The sequence below is a fragment of the uncultured Cloacibacillus sp. genome (genome assembly GCF_963926575.1).
Taxonomy (GTDB): domain Bacteria; phylum Synergistota; class Synergistia; order Synergistales; family Synergistaceae; genus Caccocola; species Caccocola faecigallinarum.
In genome coordinates, this window is record NZ_CAWUXW010000001.1 from 490,504 (window position 1) to 509,902 (window position 19,399).

The 19,399-nt window shown below is 60.2% G+C and carries 17 protein-coding genes; 2 read left to right on the forward strand and 15 right to left on the reverse strand.

Translation table 11 applies throughout. The features are described 5' to 3' along the window. The first annotated feature begins 62 nt into the window (after nt 1-62). Both mprF and ABGT66_RS02240 read left to right on the forward strand, forming a co-directional pair. A complete protein-coding gene (gene mprF / locus ABGT66_RS02235) occupies nt 63-2,585 on the forward strand; it encodes a bifunctional lysylphosphatidylglycerol flippase/synthetase MprF (protein WP_346688548.1) in 2,523 nt (840 codons plus the stop codon). A gap of 31 nt (nt 2,586-2,616) precedes the next feature. Then, nucleotides 2,617-3,393: a DpnI domain-containing protein gene (locus ABGT66_RS02240; protein ID WP_346688550.1), complete on the forward strand. Its 777-nt coding sequence runs from the start codon at nt 2,617-2,619 to the stop codon at nt 3,391-3,393. A 33-nt stretch (nt 3,394-3,426) separates the two neighbouring features. On the opposite strand, the gene dmpI is transcribed toward ABGT66_RS02240, so the two are convergent. The 15 genes from dmpI to ABGT66_RS02315 all read right to left on the reverse strand — a co-directional run bounded on the left by dmpI (nt 3,427) and on the right by ABGT66_RS02315 (nt 19,389). Then, nucleotides 3,427-3,840: a 4-oxalocrotonate tautomerase DmpI gene (dmpI, locus tag ABGT66_RS02245; RefSeq protein ID WP_346688551.1), complete on the reverse strand. Its 414-nt coding sequence runs from the start codon at nt 3,838-3,840 to the stop codon at nt 3,427-3,429. 24 nt (nt 3,841-3,864) lie between these two features. Continuing rightward, nucleotides 3,865-4,269 (reverse strand): putative quinol monooxygenase, encoded by a 405-nt coding sequence (locus ABGT66_RS02250; protein ID WP_346688553.1) that lies wholly within the window; start codon nt 4,267-4,269, stop codon nt 3,865-3,867. Nucleotides 4,270-4,371: 102 nt separating this feature from the next. Continuing rightward, nucleotides 4,372-5,322, reverse strand: coding sequence for a DUF362 domain-containing protein (locus ABGT66_RS02255; protein WP_346688554.1), 951 nt, complete (start codon nt 5,320-5,322; stop codon nt 4,372-4,374). Between the two features lie 85 nt (nt 5,323-5,407). Then, a complete protein-coding gene (locus tag ABGT66_RS02260; protein ID WP_346688556.1) occupies nt 5,408-6,274 on the reverse strand; it encodes a carboxymuconolactone decarboxylase family protein in 867 nt (288 codons plus the stop codon). A 157-nt stretch (nt 6,275-6,431) separates the two neighbouring features. Then, nucleotides 6,432-7,913 (reverse strand): altronate dehydratase family protein, encoded by a 1,482-nt coding sequence (locus ABGT66_RS02265; protein ID WP_346688557.1) that lies wholly within the window; start codon nt 7,911-7,913, stop codon nt 6,432-6,434. Nucleotides 7,914-7,926: 13 nt separating this feature from the next. Beyond that, nucleotides 7,927-9,417, reverse strand: coding sequence for a tagaturonate reductase (locus ABGT66_RS02270; protein WP_346688559.1), 1,491 nt, complete (start codon nt 9,415-9,417; stop codon nt 7,927-7,929). A gap of 69 nt (nt 9,418-9,486) precedes the next feature. Then, nucleotides 9,487-10,776: a TRAP transporter large permease gene (locus ABGT66_RS02275; RefSeq protein WP_294192768.1), complete on the reverse strand. Its 1,290-nt coding sequence runs from the start codon at nt 10,774-10,776 to the stop codon at nt 9,487-9,489. After that, nucleotides 10,776-11,276: a TRAP transporter small permease gene (locus ABGT66_RS02280; RefSeq protein ID WP_294192767.1), complete on the reverse strand. Its 501-nt coding sequence runs from the start codon at nt 11,274-11,276 to the stop codon at nt 10,776-10,778. The genes ABGT66_RS02275 and ABGT66_RS02280 overlap by 1 nt, the downstream gene beginning before the upstream one ends. 94 nt (nt 11,277-11,370) lie before the next feature. After that, the gene (locus ABGT66_RS02285) at nt 11,371-12,396 is read right to left on the reverse strand and encodes a C4-dicarboxylate TRAP transporter substrate-binding protein (protein WP_346688560.1); all 1,026 of its coding nucleotides are present in this window, start codon (nt 12,394-12,396) and stop codon (nt 11,371-11,373) included. A 52-nt stretch (nt 12,397-12,448) separates the two neighbouring features. Then, nucleotides 12,449-13,474 (reverse strand): zinc-binding alcohol dehydrogenase family protein, encoded by a 1,026-nt coding sequence (locus tag ABGT66_RS02290; RefSeq protein WP_346688561.1) that lies wholly within the window; start codon nt 13,472-13,474, stop codon nt 12,449-12,451. Between the two features lie 144 nt (nt 13,475-13,618). Then, entirely contained in the window at nt 13,619-14,902 is a 1,284-nt protein-coding gene (locus tag ABGT66_RS02295; RefSeq protein WP_346688563.1) for a lactate racemase domain-containing protein, read from the reverse strand. Nucleotides 14,903-14,996: 94 nt separating this feature from the next. After that, entirely contained in the window at nt 14,997-16,280 is a 1,284-nt protein-coding gene (locus ABGT66_RS02300; protein WP_346688565.1) for a TRAP transporter large permease, read from the reverse strand. Continuing rightward, the gene (locus tag ABGT66_RS02305) at nt 16,277-16,807 is read right to left on the reverse strand and encodes a TRAP transporter small permease subunit (protein ID WP_346688567.1); all 531 of its coding nucleotides are present in this window, start codon (nt 16,805-16,807) and stop codon (nt 16,277-16,279) included. The genes ABGT66_RS02300 and ABGT66_RS02305 overlap by 4 nt, the downstream gene beginning before the upstream one ends. Nucleotides 16,808-16,933: 126 nt before the next feature. Beyond that, nucleotides 16,934-17,974: a C4-dicarboxylate TRAP transporter substrate-binding protein gene (locus ABGT66_RS02310; protein ID WP_346688568.1), complete on the reverse strand. Its 1,041-nt coding sequence runs from the start codon at nt 17,972-17,974 to the stop codon at nt 16,934-16,936. Nucleotides 17,975-18,426: 452 nt separating this feature from the next. Beyond that, nucleotides 18,427-19,389, reverse strand: a complete 963-nt coding sequence (locus ABGT66_RS02315) for a bifunctional 4-hydroxy-2-oxoglutarate aldolase/2-dehydro-3-deoxy-phosphogluconate aldolase (RefSeq protein WP_346688570.1) — start codon at nt 19,387-19,389, stop codon at nt 18,427-18,429. Between the last annotated feature and the right edge of the window lie 10 nt (nt 19,390-19,399).

The following is a 19,399-nucleotide window of genomic DNA, read 5'->3' on the forward strand; positions in this document are numbered from 1 at the left end:
GCCGTTTCGTATCGCGCGATATAATTTATCAGAAAAAGCATAACGAAAGCGGGGCGGCGCGGATGGAGAGAGCGGTCAGGATTGCGAAAAAGCTTCTGCCTTTTGCCGGCGCGGCGGTGTTTCTGCTCGCCGTTTACGCGATACACAGGGAGCTCGCGGGCGTGCGGCTGTCGGAGCTGCGCGCGGCTTTTGCGGAGACCGGGGCGGAGGACGCGGCGCTTGCGCTTCTCGCGGTCGCGCTGAATTACGCGGTGCTCGCGGCGAACGAGGCGCTCGCTGTCGCGGAGGGCGGCGGCGGGCTGCCGTGGCGCAGGACGGCCCCCGTTTCGTTCATCGCGAACGCCGTCGGCTTCAACCTCGGCGCGTCCGCGATTTCCGGCGGCGCGGTGCGCTGGCGGCTTTATTCTGCGCTGGGGTTCGACCCGGTGCGCATCGGGCGCGTCATAGCCTCGACGCAGGCGGCCTTCGTCCTCGGTCCGGTGACTGCGGGCGCGCTTGCGTTCATAATCGCGCCTGACGCTGTTTTCGCGCGCGCGGCTTGGCTCGGCTCCGCGCGCTGGCTGCTCGCGGCGCTCTGCCTCGCCGTTCCCGCCGCGGCGTTCACCTTTTCGTTCCACGGCTCGATTCCGTGGATAGAGGGGCAGAGGCTCGCCCTTCCGTCGCCGCGCGGCGTCGCGGCGAAATGTCTGCTCGGCTTTCTAGATATAGCAACGGCCTCGCTTGTGCTCGGCTTCGCGCTGCACGCGGAGGGCGCGCCGTTTTTCGCGCTCTTCTCGGCCTACGCGCTCTCGGCGCTGCTCGGCTCGCTGAGCCAGATCCCTGGCGGCCTCGGCGCATTCGACGTGACCTTCATGCTGCTGATGTCGCCCTTCTGCGGTCACGCGCATATCGTGAGCGCCCTGTTGCTCTATCGCTTTTTATACTACATCGTGCCGCTTGCGCTTGCGACGGCGCTCCTTCTCCTGACGGAGCTGAACGGGCGCTTCGCCGGAGCGCTCGGACGGATAAGCTTCTTCCTGCCGGACGCGGCGGCGCTCTGCACCTTCGTCGCGGGCGTCTGGCTGCTCGTCTCCACGGGCGTCGCCCTGCCGCCCGACGGCGCGGCGAAGCTCGCGGCATTCCCGCTGCCTCTGCTCGAAGCGTCGCATTTCATGCGCAGCCTTGCGGGGACGCTGCTGCTCTTCCTCGCGTGGGGCGTCGCGCGCAGGCTTAAGTCGGCGTGGCGTGCCGCGGTCGCCGTTCTCGCGCTTTCGCTGCTCATAACGATGATAGGGCCCTTCCGCCCGATACGGACGGCCTTCCTGCTTCTGCTGCTCGCCGCGCTTTTCTTCTCGCGCCGCGAGTTTTACCGCCTTTCGTTCTTCTCGAACCCAGGCCCCGCGTGGAGCGCCGCGATTCTGGCCGCGGCCTGCGCCGCGCTCTGGTGGGGCTTCTTCTCGTACCGCACCGTTGAGTTCCGCGGCGATATGTGGTGGATATTTACCTTCACCGAGGGCGCGCCGCGCTTCCTGCGCGCAGCGGCGGGCGCATCCTTCACGCTGCTGGCGGCCTTCCTCGTGCTCTGGCTGCGCCCCGCGAAGCTGCGCATGGACTGCCCCACGCCGGAGAAGATACGCGAGCTCGTCGCCGCGTCGGGCGACAGCGAGGCGGCGCTCGCCCTGCTCGGCGACAAGCGCTTCTTCATGTCCGCCGACGGCAGGGCCGCCGTCATGTACGCCGTCTCCGGCTCCTTCTGGATCTCGATGGGCGACCCGATAGGCGACAGGGAGAGCGTCCCGGCGCTGATATGGGACTTCTGCGAGGCGGCGGACCTGCGCGGCGCGAGCGCGGCCTTCTACGAGGCGGGCGGCGACTGGCTGCCGGTCTACGGCGAGGCCGGGCTCAAAATTTCGCCGGTCGGCGACGAGGCGCGCGTCGACCTCTCCGAGATGACCGGAGAGCTCGAAGGGCCGAAGTGGCGCAAGCTGCGCCCGATAAGGAAGCGCGCCGCCGCGGACGGAATTTCCTTCCGTGTCGTAGAGGGCGCGGAGCTCGACGCGGTTATGCCGCGCCTTGCGGAAATATCGCGCGAGTGGCTCGAAAGCGTCCACGGCGGCGAAAAGGGATTTTCTCTCGGATTCTTCGACGAGGGCTACATGCGCAACTTCCCCGTCGCCGTGGCGGAGAAGGAAGGCGCGATATTCGCCTTCTGCAACCTCTGGCTTGGCGGCGACGGCTCCGAACTCTCGGTCGACCTCATGCGCTACGGCAAAGACGCGCCGCGCGACATAATGACGTGGCTCTTCCTCGAAGTCATGCTCTGGGGCAAGGCGCGCGGCTTCCGTTGGTTCCGCCTCGGCATGGCCCCGCTCTCGAACCTCGACCCCGACAACTCGCTATTCGAGCGGCTCGGCGGCTTCATCTACGAGCACGGCGAACATTTCTACAACTTCAAAGGCCTGCGCCAGTACAAGGAAAAATTCAGCCCCGAATGGCGCCGCCGCTACCTCGTCTACAAAGACACCTTCGTCCTCCCCGCGCTCGTATCGCAGCTAGTGCGCCTCGTCTCGTCGAAGCGCGGCCCCGGCTGCGGCTGCGGGGCGTGACGGCGGAGACGCGAAGGTGTGTAGCGGGAATATGAATTGTTATTTTGACCGAAGCTTGGCGGCGCAATATAAAAGCGTATCGCAGAAGATCCGTGTAATGACCGAGGCGTGGGTGACGGAAAATATCGCCTGTCCGCGCTGCTGGGGCTCCAGGCTCGCGCATCTCCCGCAGAATACGCCGCTCGGCGATTTTTCATGTCCTCCGTGTGGCAGTCAGTACGAACTGAAAAGCAAGCGCGGTAAAGTCGGACGTAAAATCGTCGGCGGCTCATACGATAAATGTATCGAACGTGTAATGAGCAATGACAATCCAGACTGGCTGGTGATGAGCTACGACGCGGCGGAGCTCTGTGTGAAAGATCTGTGGTTTATCCCGAAGCATTTCTTCGTGCCGGAGATCATTGAAAGGCGTAAGCCGCTTTCGGAACACGCAAAGCGCAAAGGCTGGATCGGCTGCAATATCCTGTTCGACGAAATCCCCGCGCAGGGGCGTATAGCGCTGGTCAGCGGACGCATCCCCGCGGCGAGATTGGATGTCGAGCGGCGCGTCAAGCTTGCGGAAAAGCTGTATACGGGCAACCTCGGCGTTCGCGGCTGGCTCATGGACGTGCTGACCTGCGTCAACAAAATACCGGACGAACGCTTCACTCTTAGCGAAATATATGGATTTGAAGCGGAGCTTCAGGTCAGGCACACCGGCAACAACAACGTCCGCGCTAAGATACGCCAGCAGCTTCAGCTGCTGAGGGACAGAGGGCTGCTGGAGTTTGAGGGCCGCGGCGTATACGTCAAAAAAGCGCGCGGCTGACGCAGCTCATTTACTTCGCGTCCATCCCGTTGATTATTCAGCGCGGCGAATTTCGTGCGGTGCTGCAAGTCGGCCTTGCGCACGACGGCGGCGAGGCGTCATGGGCAGAACGCCGTCGCCTAGGCGCTGCGTTTGAGCGCCGCGCAGCGCATTTCTATTGCAACCTATATCTCGCGCGTTGGCAAAATTTAAGGCCGGGGGCTTCGCTCTCCGGCCTGTCGTGTGCTGCGGCGCGCGCGTGTTTTTTACTGCGCGGGCTGTTTTTTTGTGCGCCGAGAGCGGCAGGCCGCTGGCGCCTATGTTGTCGGGGTCGTTCTCCTTGAGGAAGACGAAGATTATATCCTTCGGCAGCCTCAGTATTTTCGACGCGCTTTCGGTCAGCTCGGCGATGAGCTGCGTTTTCTGTTCTTTCGTGAGCTTTGCGGCTTCTACCGTAATCGCGGGCATTTTGTAAAATCTCCTACCGTTCCGTTATTTTGCGGGCTGCGCGCCGAGTCGGTCGCAGAGCTCGAGCGGCGTGACGCGGATGACTTTCTTCGAGACCGCCATATCTTTAGTCGTCTCTATGTATTTTTTGAAGTGCGGCGTCGCACAGTGGGCGTCGTAGGCCGCGTCGTCCGTGTACATGTCGAAGAAGGTGAGCTTGTTCGGGTCCTCGGCGTCGGCGACCATGTAGAGCGCTATGACGCCGGGCTCGACGCGCAGAGACTCGCGCATCTCCTCGCGCACGGCGGCGAGGAACGCTTCGCGGCACTCGGGCTTGAGCACTATCTCTGCCATGTTGACGCGCGGGGCTTTTTCTTCGGCGAGCGCCGTTCCCGCGAACGGCAGCGCGAGCGCGGCGGCGCAGAGCAGAGCTAAAATTACGTTTTTCATAGAAAATCTTCCTCCTTGAATTTTTCGCGCGGCGGGTGATTTCGGCGCGCGCTGTAAAAATATGCCGGGCGCTCGCGCGTCCGGCTGTTTTGCGTTGTTTCGCTAGTCGAGCGAGACGAGCTTGTATTCGCCCGTTCCCATGCCGAGCTCCTTCATGTAGGAGAGCTGGCGCAGGCCGTGGCGGCTTTCTATGCGTTCGCGCAGGCCGCCGTCCTTGTTCTCGGGCAGCGCGTATATCATGTCTATCGTCGCCTGGTCGACGGCGAGCAGGCTCGTCGAGCCGAGGATGCCGATGTCGGCGAGGGCCGGAGCCGCGGCGCTCGAGCCCGCACAGTCGCAGTCGACGGACATGTTCTTCATGACGTTGATGAAGGTGATGCGCTTGCCGAAGTGGTCGACGACGGCCTTAGCGGATTCCGTCATCGCTTCCATGAATTCGTCCTGCGTGCGCCCCCACTGGCTGCCGTCCTTCGCGTGGATCATCCGCTTGCCGACCTTGCCGTCCGCGCAGCCGATGCCGATGTTCTTGAGCGAGCCGCCGTAGCCGCCCATCGTGTGGCCCTTGAAGTGCGTGTAGACGACCATCGAGTCGTAGTCCGTGATGCTACGCCCCATCGACATTTCGGTGAAGTGCTTGCCGCCCTTGACGGGGAGCATGACGGTGCCGAACTCGTCCATTATATCGACCTTGCAGAAGTCGAAGCCGTTGGTCTTGAGCGTCTCGCGGTGTCCCTCGGTGGTCTGGCGCGGGCTTGAGTAGTAGACGTTGGTCTCGACTATATTGCTGTTCGGGATGTGCTCGACGAGCGCCTTCGCCATCGGCAGGGGCAGCAGGTTCGGCCCGTTCGGCTCGCCGGTGTGGAGCTTTACCGCGACCTTGCCAGTGATGTCCGCGCTGATTTTGTCGTAGATTTTGAGCAGTCCCGCGGGGCTGATGTCCTTCGTGAAGTAGACGACGGGAACGTCCGCCTCCGCGCCGAAGGCCGCGCCTCCCGCGAGCGCGACCGCAGCCGCCGCCGTGAGGCCGAGCAGCCGTTTGATGAATTTTTTCATGCAACGCCCTCCTTTAGGATTTTTTCGTGAAATCTGTGCCGCTATGGTAATGCTTGAAGCGCACTCGAAGTCAAGCGCCGCGCCGTTATTTCTGCTGCCCGGCGACCTCTGCTACGCAGCCGAGCGCGTTGAGCGTCCGCGGGAAGCCCATGTAGGGGAGGCACTGGGTTATCGCCTCTATCATCGTCGTCTCGTCGTTGCCTACGTTGAGGTTCGCCTGCACGTGGCTCTTGACCTGGCTTTCGCAGCCGCCCTGCGCGGAGATTATGCAGAGCGTCAGGATTTCGCGCGTCTTTATGTCGAGCGCGCCGCGCGTGTAGAAGTCGCCGAAGCACATCGATGCGAGGTATTCGGCTACGTGCTTGCGGTTCTCCGGCGAGCTTTGGTACATTCCGTCGAGCCCCGCGGGGAAGATGGATTTCTGCGTGAGGGAACCCTTTTCGCCGCGGTCGGCCTCCGTCACCGTCGCGACGCTCTTCGGCAGCGCGGCCTTCTTTTCGCGGAGCGCCTCGTTCATCTTGTCCGCCGCCGCGAGCGCCTTCGAGAAGCCTATGTAGGGCGCGCACTGGTAAATCGCCTCTTGAATCTCCTCGGCGGTCAGCCCCGCGTTGACGGCGGCCTTGACCTGCGCCTTGAGCTCGTCGAGCGTCTGGTTCACCGTCAGCACGGAGAGCGTGATGAGCGCGCGCTGTTTGTCGGTCAGCACGCCGCGCCGGTAGATGTCGCCGTAGATGAAGTTCGTCGCCATTTTGCCAAGCTCGCCGCCGTTTTTGTAGAAATCGCCGTCGCCGCCCTTGAAGAGCTCATTGAACTTCGCCTCCGCAGCCGCCGCGCGGTTCCTCGTCCCTATCTCCTTCGCCCACCGCGGGGCCTCCTCCGCGAAGCACGCGCCCGCGCACATAAGCGCCGCGAGAAGCGCCGCCGCCATGACAATCAAAATTTTCGCCTGCATGTAAATTCCTCCTTAGAATACTGCTTTTGCGAAAATCCTAAAATCTGGAGGCGGCTCCATGTCAAGAGCGCGCGGCGATTTTACAAAAAAATGCGCGCCCCCGCGGGCGCTTCGGAGCGTTTCCCGCGGGGGCGCGTTTATTGGGAGGGTGGATGCGCTAGAGCGTTACGCCGTCTTTGAAGATGGCGATTTCGCGGAAGCCCATCTGTTCGCTTTTCGTCTGTTCGCCGCCCGCTACGCGGAGGACGAGGCCGAAGAGGCGCTTCGCGGCTTCCGTTATCGGCTCGCCGTCGGCGACAGGGCCGGCGTCGAAGTCTATCCAGCCCGATTTTTTCGCGGCGAGCTGGCTGTTGCTCGCAATTTTGATGGTCGGCGCGGGCGCTCCGAAGGGCGTGCCGCGTCCCGTCGTGAAGAGGATTATGTGCGCGCCCGCGGCGGTCATCGCCGTCGCGGAGACGAGGTCGTTGCCCGGGCCGTAGAGCATGTTGAGGCCGTGCGCAGTGACCGCGTCGCCGTAGCCTATAACGTCGGCTATCGGCGCGCTGCCGCCCTTCTGGACGCAGCCGCAGGACTTGTCCTCGAGCGTCGTGATGCCGCCTTTTTTGTTGCCGGGCGACGGGTTTTCGTAGACGGTCTCGTGGTGGCTGATGAAGTAGTCCTTGAAGCTGTTGAGCATATTCGCGGCCTTGTCGAAGACCTCGCGGCTGACGCAGCGGCTGAGCAGCATTCCTTCAGCGCCGAACATCTCGGGCACTTCGGTGAGCACGGTGCTGCCGCCGCGCGCAATGACCATGTCGCTGAAGACGCCGACGGTCGGGTTCGCCGTGACGCCGGAGAGGCCGTCGGAGCCGCCGCACTTCATGCCTATGACGAGGCCGCTGACTGGGACGGGCTCGCGCTTGAACTGCGAGGCGTACGCGGCGCACTCTTCAAGCAGCGCGCGCCCCGCGGCGAATTCGTCCTCGACGTCCTGGCAGGTGAGGAATTTTATCCGCTCCGGGTCGTAGTCGCCGAGCTCCGCGACGAACTGGTCGTGCTGCAAATTTTCGCAGCCGAGGCTGAGCACGAGCACAGCGCCCGCGTTGGGATGGCGCGCGAGAGCCGCGAGCAGCTTGCGCGTCTGCGCGTGGTCTGCCCCGGTCTGGCTGCATCCGTAGGGATGCGTGAAGGCGTAGAGTCCTTCGACGCTGCCCGCAACGAGGTCCTGGCTGTCGGCGGCGAGCTTCTTCGCCACGTCGTTGACGCAGCCGACGGTCGGGATTATCCATATTTCGTTGCGCACGGCGACGCGTCCGTCCCTGCGGCGGAAGCCCATGAAGGTCTCGGGCTCGACGCGCTCGACGGCGGGAACCGCAGGCTCGTAGCTGTATTCTTCCTCGCCCGAGAGGTTCGTGCGCATGTTGTGCGTGTGTACCCACGCGCCCGCGGCTATGTCCGCCGTCGCGTGGCCTATCGGGAAGCCGTATTTTACTACGGGCTGCCCTTCAGCTATCGCGGCGAGGGCTATTTTATGCCCCTGCGGAATCTCTTCCGCCGCGGTGACGGCCCCGCCGCCGACGAGCAGGGTTTCGCCCGCGGCGACGGGGTGCAGCGCGACGGCTACGTTGTCGCGCGGATTTATGCGGATGAGCTTCGTCATGAAGCCGCGTCCCTTACAGGCAGGAGGCGTAGGCCGCCTTCGCGCCCTCGGCGCGTATCTCCTTGAGGTCCGCGAGCACGGTTTCCTCGAGGCCCGCTATCTCCGTCAGATCCTGGTCCCACATCTGCTTGTTCGTGAGGACGGCATGGACGAGCTGCTCCGGCGTGTCGTTCCTGTGCTCCCAGTAGAACTCGAGCGCCCAGCGGTCGTCGCTGACTGTGTAGGTGTTGCCCTTCGGTCGGCGGCAGACGAGCCCCTTGTCGGTGAGCTCCTGCACGTCGTTGGAATAGAAGGCGATGTAGGCGGCGAGGCTCATCGTGAGGCAGACGGGCAGCTTGCCGTTGATTTTGATGTAGTCGAGGAAGCTCGGCATGTTACGCGCCTTCCATTTTGAGGTGGAGTTGAGCGAGATGCTCATAAGCTCGTGGTCGACGAAGGGGTTGTTGAAGCGGTCCTCGACGGCCGAGGCGAACTCTTCGAGGTCTTTCTTGTCGAGCGGCAGAGTCGGGATGACCTCTTCGTGGAGCATTTTGTTCATGAAGCCCTTCACGTCTTCGTCGTGCATGCAGTCGCGCACGATGTCGAAGCCCGCGAGGTACGCGCCGAGGACGAAGCCGGTGTGGGCGCCGTTGAGTATGCGCACCTTGCGTTTCTTGTAGGGCGTAACGTCGGGGACGACGATGCAGTTGAGGCCGGATTTCTTGAACGGCAGCTGCTCTTCGAGCCACGCTGGGCCTTCGATGTTCCATACGCCGAAGACTTCGCCGACGTCTATGAGTTCGTCGTGGTAGCCGTTCTCTTCGTCGAGGCGAGAGGCCTCCGCGGGGTCTTTGACGCGGCCCGGCACGATGCGGTCGACGAGCGTCGAGCAGAAGGTGCATTCGCCGCACCATTTGGCGAAATCTTCTTCAAGCCCCCACTGAGCGATGTACTGCTTCACGCACTTTTCGAGCTCTTTCCCGTTGTTGTCGATGAGTTCGCAGGAGAGTATCACGACGGGCTTTTTGCCGGCCTGCCAACGCTTGTAGAGCACCTGCGTGAGCTTCGCCGGGAAGGACGAAGGCGGGCAGTCCTCTTTGCCGCATGCGGGGTCGTATACTATGCCGGCTTCGGTGGTGTTCGAGACGATGTACTCGAGGTCGTCGGAGACGGCGACTTCCATCATCGCGTCGTAATCCGCCTTCTCATAGGGGTTGAGGCAGCGGCTGACCGAAGATATGACGCGTTTGCGGTCGACCTTCTCGCCGTTTTCACGTCCGCGCAGGTAGAGCGTGTAGAGCCCCTCCTGCTCGTTTATCTGCTTCGCGAGTCCCGGCGCTATCGGCTGCACGAGGACGGCTTTGCCGTTCCATCCCGCGCGCTCGTTGGACATGTCGAACCAGTAGTCGGCGAAGGCGCGGAGGAAGTTGCCTTCGCCGAACTGCAGAATCTTCTCCGGCGCTTTTTCGAGTATGTAGCCTTTGTAGCCGGAGCGTTTGAGAACGTCATAATTGAGTCTTTCCATGATTTTTCACCTCAATAAGTCAAGCGAGGCGCAGCGGAAAATCCGCCGCACCCCGCGGTAATATTTGGATTAGTCTCCGAGAAGCATCAGGATTCCCGTTGAGAAGACCGGGACGTAGGTTATGAGCAGCAGGTTGATGACGAGCAGGATGTAGAACGGTACCGCTTCCTTGATAAACGCGCCAGTTTTGCAGCCCGTTATGCCGCAGGTGACGAACATCAGCGTTCCCATAGGCGGCGAGAGCGCGCCTATCGCGTTGTTGAAGATGTAGGTCATCGCGAACTGTATCTCGTTGATGCCGTAGGCCTGCGCGATCGGGTGGAGCAGCGGAACGAGGATTATCATCGAGGCGTTTCCTTCGATGAACATTCCGACGATGAGCAGGAATATGTTCACTATAAGAAGGAAGACGTACTTATTGTCGATGGTCGAGACTATCCACTCCGTAAGCTGCTGCGGGAGGCGCTCCTTCGTCAGCACCCACGAGAAGACGCCCGCCGCCGCTACGATGAGCATTATCGACGAGGTCGTGCATACGGTCTCCTTGAAGCCCTTCTTCATATCCTCCCAGCGCATTTCGCGGTAGATGAAGCCGAGCATGACCGCGTAGACGATCGCCACTGCTCCGGCTTCGGTCGCCGTGAAGACGCCGATGCGGATTCCGCCGATGATGATGATCGGCAGAAGCAGCGGAAGTATCGCGGGCTTGAAGGCCGCGACGTACTCTGGGAAGGTGACGCGCGTCGTGCGTATCGGGGCGTAGCCGCGCTGCTTCGATATTATGCGGACGACTATCATCATCGAGACGCAGAGCAGGAGGCCGACGCCGATGCCCGATATAAAGAGGTCGCCTATCGAGACGTTCGCGATGCAGCCGTAGAGTATCATCGATATTCCCGGCGGGATGAGCGGCGTAATCATAGCCGAGGTGGCCGTGACGACCGACGAGAATTCCTTAGAGAAGCCCTTCTTCTCCATTTCGGGGACGAGCATCTTCGCTTCCATCGCCGCGTCGGCGAGGTTGGAGCCGGAGAGTCCGCCCATGAGCGTGGAGAGGAGGACGTTGACCTGCGCGAGGCCGCCGTACATGCGGCCCGTCATGACTTCGCAGACGTTCATGATGCGCGCCGTGACGCCCGTGTAGTTCATCATGATGCCCGCGCATACGAAGAACGGTATCGCAAGTAGCGCGATGCTTTCGACGCCGGTTATAGTCTGCTGCGCGAAGATTATCGGGTTGACCTTAGGGCTCGCGACGAAGTAGACCGCCGCGCCGCCGAGGACTGAGATGAATACCGGCACTTTAAGGAAGAGAAGCACCAGCATTACGACAGAAGCTGCAAGCAGTATGGTATTCATTATTGCTCAACGGCCTCCTTAGCTTCGGATTTGACGCCCTTGAAGAGCGCGTAGAAATAGCTGATCACCATCAATACGAATGAGACAGGGCCGATGCCGTAGATAAGGGCGTAGGGGATTTTGAGCATCGGCGTCGCGCGTCCGCTTCTTAAGAAAATTCCGATGTAGCCGAGGCTCTGGTAGAAGAGATAGCCGAGCACCACGACGACCACGATGGAGATGAGTATCTCCATGATCTTCTGCATGCCCTTCGGCATGAGGTCGACTATCATTTCGATGGCGACCTGGTTGCCCGCGCGGAAAGCTACGCCCGCTCCCGCGTAGACTATCCAGACCATGCAGGCGAGCTGCACCTCTTCGAGCCATGTGAAGGGCGCGCCGAGCAGATAACGGAAGGGGACTCCGGCGAAGGTGAGGACGATCAGTATCGCGAGGACCACGGATGCGACGATCGTATCCAGATTCCAGAGCACGGCCTTGAATTTGCTCTCTTGATTCATTATTCATCCTCCTTTTGGCGAAAACCGGCGGCATCCTTGGTTCTCCAATTTTGCCGCCGGTTCGCCGACTGTCGTTGAATTTACGTTTGGGGCGTTATTTCGCCGTCTTGCCCATAGCGGCGCAGACCTTCTCGTAAAGTCCGTCGGACCAGCCGAAGGTCTTGCTGTGCTTGTAGAAGTCCTGCGCCTTCGCGCGGAAGCCGTCGAGAACCTCCTGCGTCGGCTCGACGACCGTCACGCCGTCGTCCTTCATCATCTTGAGGTAGTTGGCCTCTTCCTTGGCCTGGACTTCGTTGTTGTACTTGCCGGCTTCGATTCCGGTCTCGACCAGCCACTTCTGCTGCTGCTCGGTGAGGCTGTTGAACCAGTCCGCGGAGCAGACGAGCGTCGTGAAGTTGAGGACGTGTCCGTCGAGTATCAGATATTTGCCGACTTCGTGTAGCTTGCGTCCATAGAGCGTCGCGAGCGGGTTCTCGGCTCCGTCGATGGTCTTCGTCTGCATCGCGGAGTAGACGTCGCCGAGGTCCATGCCCGTCGAGACGGCGCCGAGGCAGTCAAAGCCGTAGGACTGAATCTGGTTGTTGGGGACGCGGATCTTCATGCCCGCGAGGTCCTCTACCTTGTTGACCGGTTTGACGGTGAGCGTGTGGCGTGCGCCGTAGACCCAGTTGGAGACGAGGACCTTGAGTCCCTTCTTCTCAAGCTGCGCGCACTGGTCCTTGTACCAGTCGGACTCTATGAGCTTCCAGCACTGCTCCCAGTTGTCGAAGAGGAACGGAGAGAAGACGATTCCGAAATCGGGCACGCCGTAGTCCGCGTAGAAGGCTCCGTCGGCAAGGGTGCAGACGGGCTCGCCGATGAGCATGGAGTCGATCAGCTCGTTCTTGCTGCCGAGCTGACTGTCGGGATAGGGGGTGATCTTCATCGTGCCGCCGGAGGCCTTGTCGAGCAGCTCGGCCCACTTCACTATTCCCTGTCCGAAGGGCTCCGTGATGGAGTTCTCGAAGCCTATCTGGAGCTCGATCACGTCGTCCGCCGCGAAGGCCGTGCCGCCGAACACGAGGGCGCAGGCGAGAGCCGCGCTGCATACCATAGCCGCAAATTTCTTCAATGACTTCATAACAACTTTCCTTCCTTATATAGAGATTTTTTTTCGCTCCGCCCGCCGCTTGCTAGGCGAAGTCGATTACAACCTTGAGCATCTTTCCGGCGTTCGCCGAGAATTCTTCGAACGCCTTCGGGGCTTCGTCGAGTTTGTAGGTGTTCGTCACTATCTTCTCGAGGTCGACGCCGCCTGCCTTCACGAGGTCGATGAGTTCGAGGAAGTCCTTCTTCATCGCGTTGCGCGATCCGTAGATGTTGAGCTCCTTCTTCTGGATAATCGTGAAGAAGAAGTCGTCGATGTTCTTCTTGGAAACGCCGATGAGCACGACGCGCGCGCCGAAGCAGGCCGCGTCGATGCAGTTCTGGAAAGTGCTGGGCAGGCCGACCGCCTCGATCGTAACGTCGAAGCCGTCGCCGTTCGTCAGCTCCTCGACGCCCTTCGTAAAGGCCTCGGGCGAGGAGTTCAGAAGCTTGTGGTCGAGGCCGAAGGTCTTGAAGGCGTAGTCGAGCTTGTCCTCGGCGACGTCGCAGATGGTGACCTCCGCGCCCTTCGCCTTCGCCGCCACCGCCGCGAGCACGCCGATGGTTCCAGCGCCGACGACCAGCACGCGCTCGCCCGCCTTCACGTCCGCGCGCGAAACGCCGTGCCAGCTGATGCAGAACGGCTCGATAAGCGCGAGCGTCTTCGCGGGCAGCCCCTTGCCGTCGTAGATGCGCTCGACCGGCATCGTGATGTACTCGGCGAAGCCGCCCTCGCGCTGCACGCCCATCGTCTGGTTGTCGGTGCAGGCGTTGACAAGGCCGCGGCGGCAGGAGTAGCACGTGCCGCAGTTGAAATAGGGATTGCAGGTTACGATCATTCCTGGCTTGAGTCCCTTGTCGTTTTCGTCGATTTCGACAATCTCGGCCGCAAGCTCGTGGCCCGGGATGCGCGGGTACGAGACGTAGGCGTTCGCTCCGCGGTACGAGCCGAGGTCGCTGCCGCAAATGCCGCCGTAGAGCATCTTAAGCAGAGCCTCGCCGGGTTTGCGCACCGGCTTGTCGATTTCCTTGACGACGACCTTGCCTGGTTCTTCGATGCAAATTGCTTTCATGGTGATTCCTCCCAACAGTTTTGTAAGAAAAGATTTATTTTCCAATTACTTACAGCTTATTTTCCCGCGACGGGATAAAGCCTCTTTCATACCACAGCGGACGAAGGACGGATTCCTGCGCGCCGCTTTTCCGGCCTTCCGCGGCTACCAGAGATTTCCGTCCTCGTCGAAAGGCATGTACTCCGGCTCGGACTCGATCTCTATATCCGGGTTGGCCTCCGCCTCGGCCCAGTACGACTCCGAGAACATGATGTGCTCCAAATGCAGGCTGTTCGGTATGCGGACGACGCGCGGATTCGACTTGTCTATCTCGTTGCAGCTCTTGATGCAGACCTGTATAGTCTCCCTGTCGCTCTCCATAACGATAGGGATGCGCACGCCGCCGAGGACGGTGCAGGTAATCGCGTTTGGATACATCGACGCGAGGTCGAGCTTGTCGAAGACGCGCTTCGTCGTCGCGCTGGCATAGCCCAGCCCGATGCCGTTGCCGTGCGTCTCCGGGCTTAGGTCGAGCACGGCCACGCGCTGCGCGTCGATGCCACCGGTCGCGTATGGAGTGCAGAAAGTTCCCGTGATGTTGGGGTCCATGCCGTCGCCGCTGAAATTTTTCCCGATATAGTCCACTATCAGCACGTCGCACGAATCGACGCGGATTTTCGGCATGTAGCTGAAAGCCTCTTTCAGCAGCTCCGGCTCCACACGTTCGATGTCTTCGGCCGCGACGGCCGTTATCTTGCAGGTCTCGTCGAAGGCGTTCTCAATTACCGGCACGCCAAAAAGTACCGGCGCGTTCTTCAAAATGCAGCGGCCGTACAGCGGAACGTTCTTCGCCATATTTTTGAAGCCGGCTTCGTGGCACTTCTCCGCGCCGAACTGTTTGCCGAGGCCTATCGCCATCATCTTCATCATGCCGCTCTCGTAAGGGCCGCGGAACGCCGTGTGCGGCTTGACGCGGCAGCCGAGTATTATTCCGTCGGCCTCCGCGGCGTTTTTATCGATGTACACATCGCCGCCTTCGTCGTTGACGCCTATCTTCTTGACCTCCATCGAAGAGACGACGGGGCAGCCGATGTAATCCTCTACGATTCCATAACCGGCCAAGATTTCGCGCTGGCCTTCCGCGGTCGCGCCGCCGTGGCTGCCCATGGCGGGCACGACGAACGGGAACGCCCCGCGCGACTTTACAAAGTCTGCAATACATTTAGTGGTCAGCGCTACGTTGGCGATGCCGCGCGAACCTGCGGTAATCGCGATGCGCATGCCGGGCCGCACGCGCGACGCGAATTTTTCCTCACTCAGCAGTTCTGCGATCACCTGCGGTATGCGCTCAGGCTCGATATGGTCGTGCGAGAACTTCTGCCGCACGCGGAACATTTTCGGTATAAACGTATCTTTCACCAAATCAGCAACCAATGGACGTTCTCTCATAAAAAACCCCTCCGGGTGTTAATAAGCCCCGACCGGTGCTTCGCAAATATCTGCTTCAACACCGGTTCGGGTTCTAAATCTGCGTATCGTCTGACTAATAAACCAAATCCACCAAGAATGTTGAGAGCGGCGGGAAGTAGGTCAGAATAAGGATGTCGATGAAGAAGAGTATATAGAATGGAATAGATTCCTTCATGAAATCCTTAGTAGGACACTTCGTAATGCCGCAGGTTACAAACATCAGCGTTCCCATAGGCGGAGTGAAGGCTCCTATCGTGCAGTTGAAGATGTAGACCATCGCGAAATGTATCGGGTCTACGCCGAAAGCGAGAGCCACGGGATGAAGCAGCGGACTCAAGACTATCATAGAAGCGTTGCCCTCGACGAACATTCCGACGATGATTAAGAAAATATTAACTACGAACAGGAACACATACTTGTTGCTGAAGGCTTCCGTCATCCAGCTAGCGAAGGTCTGCGGAATCTGCTCGCGCGTCAGTATCCACGAGAAGCAGGAGGCGGCCGCGACTATCAGCATTATCGAGCTGGTCGTGGTAACAGTCTCTTTGCAGCCCTTCGCGAAATCGACTACGCTCATTTCGCGGTATATAACGCCGAGCATGAGCGCGTAGACGATGGCGACGGTTCCGGCTTCGCTCGCCGTAAATACGCCGATGCGGACGCCGCCGATGATGATTATCGGCAGAAGCAGCGGAAGAACCGCGGGACGTATTGCCGCCCATTTCTCGCCGACAGACAGCTTCGTCGTGCGTATCGCCGAGTAGCCGCGCTTCTTAGACAGGAAGTGCGTGAAAATCATCAGGCATACGGTCAGGAACAGTCCAGGGCCGATACCGGCGACGAAGAGCTGGCCGACGGAGATGTTGTTGATGCAGGCGTAAATAATCAGCCCAGTTCCGGGCGGAATCAGAGGAACGACCATGCCGGAGGCCGCCGTGATAACGCTTGAGAACGCTTTGGAGTAGCCGTGCGCCTCCATCGCGGGAACCAGCATCTTAGCCTCCATAGCGGCGTCGGCGAGGGACGAACCGGAAAGCCCGCCCATCAGCGTCGAGAGCAGAATGTTGACCTGAGCGAGGCCGCCGGGCATACGCGCCGTCAGTGCGGCGCAGCAGTCCATGACGCGGCGAGTTACGCCGGTGTAGTTCATGAACACGCCAGCCATTACGAAGAACGGAATCGCAAGCAGCGCAAGCCCCTGTGCCCCGGCGAGCACCTGCTGGGCGAAAATCGCCGGGTTGGTCGCCGGATTGCCGACGAAATAAATCGCAGAAGCGGCGAGGACCGAGATATAGACCGGCACCTTAAGGAAAAGCATCACCAATAGAAGGATGCAGGAGAGAGTGATGATGTTCACCGCTTTTTCGCCTCCTCAAATTCTTCGTCCGTTATAGCTTCTATCGTCTCCTGCTCCGTGTAATGGAACCAGTTGACCAGTATAAAGTTGACTACCTGCCAGATGCAGGAGAACGGGACGATGCAGTATATCATGATGTACGATAAATGAAGGACCGCCGTAGTACGTCCGCTGTTTGCAAAGACCATCATGTATTTAATTGAGAGATAACCGAGGAATGCAAGAGTGGCTATCGTTATAAGCAAAATCACGATGTTGATGATGTTTTTGAGCCACTGAGGGAAGTATTCAAAGAATATTTCAATCACCGCGTGGTTGCCGGTGCGGAACGCGGCTCCGGCTGCGCCGAAAATCACCCATACGATCGTCGCGGCCTGAACTTCTTCAATCCAGGTGAACGGGCTGCTGACGACGTAACGGGCGATTACTCCCGAGAAGGTCAGCCCGACCAGCACGCATGCGGCGATCGAGGCGATCACTACGTCAAGGTTCAGCAACATGAATTTCCAATCAATCTGTTGTTTCATGCTAGTAGCCTCCGATTTCAGACAAGAGCTGCTTTATGGTAAAAACGCCGGTTCGACGCCCTTCCTTACGCGGAGAAGGAAGCCCGCGTCGTTTGGCTTCCTTCTCCGTCAACAGCGTTGCCTGCGTTATTTTCCTTCGGCGATCTTTCTGACCGTGTCGTAGAGGCCTTCGCTCCAGCCGAGCGTCTTGGTAGCTTCGTTGAAGAAGGGCTGGGCCGCCTTCACCCACTCAGCCTTTTCTTCCGGCGTCAGGTCGATGACGGTCACTCCGGCGTCCTTCATGCCTTTTTCAGCGGCCGCGGTCGCTTCGTCGTAGAGTTCGTTATTGTAAAGTCCCGCTTCGTCGGCGCACTCCATAAGGACTTTCTGCTGCTCGGGGCTGAGCGTGCTGAAGAATGATTCTCCGCAGATCCACATCGAGGTGGCGAGGATATGCTCGTTCTTCGTCAGATACTTCGCGACTTCCTGGAAGGAACGGTTGTAAAGCGAGCTGATCGGGTTTTCAACGGCGTCGATGGTCTTGCCGCTCATAGCCTGGTAGACGTCGCCCATGTCCATGCCGACCGGCGTGGCGCCGAGAGCCTTGAAGCTGGTGATGGAGAGGTCGTTCGAGGAAACGCGGAGCTTCAGTCCGGCGAGATCCGCGGGCGTGCGAACTTCACGAATAGCGAGGATGTCGCGCGCGCCGTAGATCCAGTTGGAGGTCAGGACGCGGAGGCCGCCGGTCTTCGCGAGCTGGTCGCAGAGGTTCTTGTACCAATCGCTGTCTATGATTCTCCAAAGCTCGTCCCAGTTCTCGAATGCATAGGGAGCGTAGAAAAGGCCGAAGTCGCGCACGCCGTAGTCCGCAAGGAACGCGCCGTCCGCGACGGTGATGATGGCTTCGCCCATGAGCATCTGGTCGATAAGGTCGTTTTTCTTGCCGAGGGTCGAGTTGGGGAAGAGTTTAAGCTCTATCGAGCCGCCGGACTTCTTCTCGACAAGTTCTTTCCAACGCTCCGCCGCCTTAGCCGCAGGTTCCGTGACGGCGTTCTCATAGCCGACGTTGATGCTCACCTTTTTGTCCGCAGCGCTGGCCGCGTCCGCCCCTCCGAAAAACGCGAGGCCGAGCGCCATCGCTCCGCAAAACAGTGAAGCCAAAATCCTTTTCTTCATTGTACCCTTCATCTTAAATCTTCCTTTCCTCTTTTATATATGTAGGTTGAGACAACCTATATATCCATGAATATGTAGAGCGCCCGCCGCCGTTTACCGCACGAAGTCTTCGCAGATGAATCCGGCCCTCTCCGCGGCTGTATGCCGCCCTGCTTTCCAATGCGCGTCGCTCTTATGCCGATTCCTCCAAACATATTTGTTGAGAAAACTTAAAATCAACTTGCACATAACTTGTATATTAGATAGATTACTGTTACAGTATATGCCCCGCGCCTCGGGTTGTCAATTCGTGCGGAGGACTTTCATCAATTTTCACAAGTGCGGACAGCACAAAAGTTTTCGTAAAACGACATACTCGTTATGTGCTTATGATGAAAGCCGCGCGCAGAGGCGGAGGCACGGCGGCGCGGGGCCATAAAAAAGCGGGCCGGCGCTTCCGCGCCCGCCCGCTTTTTTCGTTCTTTCTACTTCCTGTTCAGATGCACCGCGAAGCCCGCAACCTCTCTGTCGAGGTAGGCGACCGTGATGCGTCCGTCTTTTCTCTTTATCGTCTCTTCCACTACGCCGATGCCGAAGCCCGAGAACCACTCGAGAGCGCGCTCGACGGAGAGCGTCTCGATAGCGATGTGTCCCTTCTCGCCGCGGCCCTGCGCCTTCATGAACTCGAAGGACTTGCCGACGAAGGCGGAGCTGTTGCCCTCCTTGAAGGGCATTCCGAGCATTGCGGAGAACATGCGCGCCTCGTCGAGCGCGCAGCACTCGCACTGCGGGTTGATGCCGATGTGGAGGAGCGAGAAGCCGAGTGACAGCAGGCGCGCCTCGCGGCAGAGCGTCTCAATGCGTCCCCAGTCGCCGGCCTTGACCGCGTCCGAGGGAACCATCCAGCTTCCGCCGACCGCGAAGACGTTCGGGCAGGAGAGATAGTCGATGAGGTTCTTCGGGCCGACGCCGCCGGTCGGGATGAAGGAGACCTTTCCGCCGTAAGGGCCGTTGAGCGCCTTGAGCATCGCGACGCCGCCGGACTGCTCCGCGGGGAAGAACTTGATGACCTTGAGGCCCATCTCGAGCGCCTGCTCGACCTGGCTCGGCGAGCTGACGCCGGGCGTCACGGGGAGGCAGAGCTGCTGGCAGTGGGCTACGACGCGCGGGTTGAAGCCCGGCGTGACGATGTACTTCGCGCCGGCTTCCGCAGCCGCGTCCGCCTGCTCCGTCGTGAGGACGGTGCCCGCGCCGAGGATGAGCTCGGGGCATTCTTTGGCGAGAATCTTTATCGACTCCGCCGCCGCGTCGGTGCGGAACGTCACTTCCGCGACGGGGATGCCGCCCGCGATGAGCGCTTTGCCGAGCGGCAGCGCCTCTTCGGGCGAGTTGAGCTTGATGACCGGTACGAGGCCTATGCGGCCGAGCTTTTCGAGAACTTCGTTCATCGTCCTGTCT

Bases quoted from the DNA above. Each gene is read 5' to 3' on its own strand.
- ABGT66_RS02290 (WP_346688561.1), bottom strand. From the start codon at position 13,474: ATGAAAGCAATTTGCATCGAAGAACCAGGCAAGGTCGTCGTCAAGGAA.
- ABGT66_RS02240 (WP_346688550.1), top strand. From the start codon at position 2,617: ATGAATTGTTATTTTGACCGAAGCTTGGCGGCGCAATATAAAAGCGTA.
- ABGT66_RS02295 (WP_346688563.1), bottom strand. From the start codon at position 14,902: ATGAGAGAACGTCCATTGGTTGCTGATTTGGTGAAAGATACGTTTATA.
- ABGT66_RS02250 (WP_346688553.1), bottom strand. From the start codon at position 4,269: ATGAAAAACGTAATTTTAGCTCTGCTCTGCGCCGCCGCGCTCGCGCTG.
- ABGT66_RS02275 (WP_294192768.1), bottom strand. From the start codon at position 10,776: ATGAATACCATACTGCTTGCAGCTTCTGTCGTAATGCTGGTGCTTCTC.
- ABGT66_RS02255 (WP_346688554.1), bottom strand. From the start codon at position 5,322: ATGAAAAAATTCATCAAACGGCTGCTCGGCCTCACGGCGGCGGCTGCG.
- ABGT66_RS02270 (WP_346688559.1), bottom strand. From the start codon at position 9,417: ATGGAAAGACTCAATTATGACGTTCTCAAACGCTCCGGCTACAAAGGC.
- ABGT66_RS02310 (WP_346688568.1), bottom strand. From the start codon at position 17,974: ATGAAGGGTACAATGAAGAAAAGGATTTTGGCTTCACTGTTTTGCGGA.
- ABGT66_RS02315 (WP_346688570.1), bottom strand. From the start codon at position 19,389: ATGAACGAAGTTCTCGAAAAGCTCGGCCGCATAGGCCTCGTACCGGTC.
- ABGT66_RS02265 (WP_346688557.1), bottom strand. From the start codon at position 7,913: ATGACGAAGCTCATCCGCATAAATCCGCGCGACAACGTAGCCGTCGCG.
- dmpI (WP_346688551.1), bottom strand. From the start codon at position 3,840: ATGCCCGCGATTACGGTAGAAGCCGCAAAGCTCACGAAAGAACAGAAA.
- ABGT66_RS02285 (WP_346688560.1), bottom strand. From the start codon at position 12,396: ATGAAGTCATTGAAGAAATTTGCGGCTATGGTATGCAGCGCGGCTCTC.
- ABGT66_RS02260 (WP_346688556.1), bottom strand. From the start codon at position 6,274: ATGCAGGCGAAAATTTTGATTGTCATGGCGGCGGCGCTTCTCGCGGCG.
- ABGT66_RS02305 (WP_346688567.1), bottom strand. From the start codon at position 16,807: ATGAAACAACAGATTGATTGGAAATTCATGTTGCTGAACCTTGACGTA.
- ABGT66_RS02280 (WP_294192767.1), bottom strand. From the start codon at position 11,276: ATGAATCAAGAGAGCAAATTCAAGGCCGTGCTCTGGAATCTGGATACG.
- mprF (WP_346688548.1), top strand. From the start codon at position 63: ATGGAGAGAGCGGTCAGGATTGCGAAAAAGCTTCTGCCTTTTGCCGGC.